At 68.7% G+C, this 3,216-nt stretch carries 1 protein-coding gene; it reads left to right on the top strand.

The genetic code is table 11. The features are described 5' to 3' along the window. Positions 1-131: 131 nt before the first annotated feature. The gene (locus tag MZTS_RS19325; RefSeq protein WP_099955289.1) at positions 132-3,107 is read left to right on the top strand and encodes a Tn3 family transposase; all 2,976 of its coding nucleotides are present in this window, start codon (positions 132-134) and stop codon (positions 3,105-3,107) included. The last annotated feature ends 109 nt before the right edge of the window (positions 3,108-3,216 follow it).

Here is a 3,216-nt window from a genome sequence, read left to right on the forward strand (position 1 = left end):
CAACCGGTCGTTCTGTGGACGATCGCGCTATTGCGCTTCTCGGGCCGTCGACTCCGTCCACAGAATGCGTCCCTAGTGGCCTCGCTGTCCATCATCATCGTCGGCGTTCTCTGGACGCTCAGGAGCGGTCCATGGGACGACGCGACCTGCTCAGCGCCGAGGAGCGCCGCCGCATCTTCGGCGTCCCGACCGAGCGCGATGATCTGGCGCGGTTCTACACCTTCGAGGCCGCCGACCTGGATCTGATCGGGACCCGACGTGAGGATCGCAATCGGCTCGGGTTCGGCGTTCAACTGGCCCTGCTACGCCATCCTGGGCTGACGCTCGCCCAGGTCGCGGTGCAGCCGGATGTCGATCTCGCGCCCATGACGGCCTTCGTCGCCGAGCAGCTCCGGATCCCGGCCGAGATCTTCAGGGCCTACGGCGCGCGGGACCAGACCCGGACCGACCACGCTCGTGAGGTCGCGACGGCACTGGGGCTGCGGTCGGCAACCCGCACTGATCTTCCGCTGCTGATCGAGGCCGCCGCCGCTGCCTCCTGGGCCACCGACAAGGGCGGGGTAATCGTGACGGCCATGATCGCTGCCCTGCGTGAGGCGAAGATCATGCTGCCTGCCCCCGCGACGATCGAGCGAGCGGGCGTGACCGGTCGGGCCAAGGCGCGCACGCGGACCTACGCCGCCTTGCTGGCGGGGCTGGGATCCGATCAGATCAGGGCGCTCGACGCCCTGTCGAGCGTGGGGACGAGAACCGGTCTTACCCGGCTGACCGAGCTGCGCACCATCCCGGTCGCGGCAAAGCCCGACCATGTCGGCGACATCCTCGCCCAGTTGCAGGCCGTGCGCGCCCTCGGCATCGACCCTCTCGCGGAGAGTCGTGTGCATCCGGACCGGCTCGCGCGCTTGGCGCGCGAGGGCCGCCTGTCTCCGGCCTACCTGATGGACCGCTATACGACGGCACGCCGGCGAGCGACGATCGTGGCGCTGCTCCTCGACCTCGAGGCTCGGCTGATCGACGCCGCCATCGAGATGGCTGACAAGCTGATCGGGGGCGCCTTCACTCGGGCCAAGAATGCGCAGGCGCGCCAGTATACTTCCACAGCGCGCGACGTCGGGCGGCTCATGCGTATGTTCCGCGGCACCATCGACGCGCTCGTAGCCGCAGCCGGCGCGGGCGAGGATCCGCTGCATGCCGTGGACGAGGCAGTTGGTTGGGCCAAGCTGTTGCGGGCGCGGGGCGAGGTGGCCGAGATCGCGGACGCCGCCGGCGTCGACCCGCTCGTGCGCGCCGCTGATCGCCATGCCACTCTTCGCAAGTTCGCACCGGCGCTGTTGGAAGCGCTCGAGTTCAAGGCCGCTTGTGGGAGCGACAAGACGGTCGCGGCCGTGCACCTCCTGCGCGAGCTGGCCGGTACGCACCGACGTGAGGTCCCGCGCGATGCGCCCATGCCGTTCAAGAAGGAGTGGCACGCCCTGGTGATCCGCGCGGACGGCCGCATCGACCGGCGCCTCTACGAAACTGCCGTGCTGGCCCACCTGCGCAACAAACTCCGCTCGGGCGACGTGTGGGTCGAACGTTCGTCGGCCTACCGGCGCTTCGACAGCTACATGCTGGCCTCGGCCGAGGTGGTTCCGATCACCTCCGAACTGGGTCTCCCCGCGACGGCCGACGCTTGGCTGGAAAGCCGCGCTCGCGAGCTCGACCGCCGACTGAAGCGGTTCGCGGATCGGCTCGGGAAGGGAAAGCTCGATGGCGTCGCAATGCGTGACGGCCGGTTGTCCATCACCCCTGTCCGGGCGATCGCCACGCCTGAGGCGAAACGGCTCGCAGAGCGGCTCGACGCACTGATGCCGCGCGCCCGGATCACCGAGCTCCTCCATGAAGCCGCCCGCGGCACGGGGTTCCTCTCCGCCTTTACCAACCTGCGCACCGGCGATCCGTGTCCAAACGAGAACGCGCTGCTCGCCGCCATCCTGGCTGACGCGACCAACCTCGGCCTCGCGCGCATGGCTGAGGCCAGCCAGGGGGTGACCCGCGACCAGCTCGTCTGGACCGCCGACGCCTACCTCCGGGAGGAGACCTACAAGGCCGCACTCGCGCGCATCATAGACGCCCACCACGCCCTGCCGATCTCCGCCGTTTGGGGCGACGGGACGACCTCCAGCTCCGACGGCCAGTTTTTCCGCTCCGGCAAGCGGGGTGCCGCCGCCGGCGAGATCAACGCCCGCTATGGCGTCGATCCCGGCTTCAGCTTCTACACCCACGTCTCCGACCAGCATGCCCCCTACCACGTGCGGGTGATCTCGGCCGCGACGCACGAGGCGCCCTACGTCCTGGATGGCCTGCTCCACCACGGGTCGAGCCTGCCTCTGGCCGAGCACTACACCGACACGGGCGGCGCGACCGACCACGTGTTCGCACTCTGCGCCATGCTGGGCTTCCGGTTCTGTCCGCGCCTGCGCGACTTCCCCGACCGACGATTGATTCCCATCGCGCCACCGACCGCCTACCCGGCGCTGGCGCCGCTGCTCGGCAAGAAGGTCCGCGCCGATGTCGTCCGGGAGCACTGGGGCGAGATCCTGCGCCTGGTAGCCTCGCTGAAGGCCGGCCACGCCGCGCCCTCAGTCATGTTGAAGAAGCTGGCCGCCTACGAGCGGCAGAACCAGCTCGACCTTGCGCTGCAGGAGGTCGGGAAGGTCGAGCGCACCCTGTTCATGCTGGACTGGCTCGAGAACCCTGTCTTGCGCCAGCGCTGCCAGGCCGGATTGAACAAGAGCGAGCAACGCCACCAACTCACGCAAGCCCTCTACACGTTCCGTCAGGGCCGCCTTGTCGACCGCTCGCATGAAGCGCAGCAATACCGGGCCTCCGGTCTCAACCTCGTGATCGCGTCCATCGTCTGGTGGAACACGACCTACATCGCCGATGGCGTCGATCATCTCCGGGGCGCCGGCGAACAGGTCCGTGACGAGGTTCTGGCCCACACCTCACCCGTGGGCTGGGAGCACATCGCCTTCTCCGGCGACTTCCTCTGGGACCGCGCCGCGGCGCTCCCGCACGGTCGCCGCCCGCTCAATCTCGGCCGAACGACCCGTCGGGTCGCCTGAGCCAGCCCGTTCACGGTTCAGTCCGCCTTAGCGTTGCTCAGCATGCAGAAGTCGCGCTGTCCTCTCGCCTGTCTCTTTTACACATTTGACGCTGCGGACAAATAGAGGG

The organism is Methylorubrum zatmanii, assembly GCF_014845115.1.
GTDB classification, from domain to species: Bacteria; Pseudomonadota; Alphaproteobacteria; order Rhizobiales; family Beijerinckiaceae; genus Methylobacterium; species Methylobacterium zatmanii.

Coding starts and splice junctions, on each gene's coding strand:
- MZTS_RS19325 (WP_099955289.1), top strand. CDS start 132: ATGGGACGACGCGACCTGCTCAGCGCCGAGGAGCGCCGCCGCATCTTC.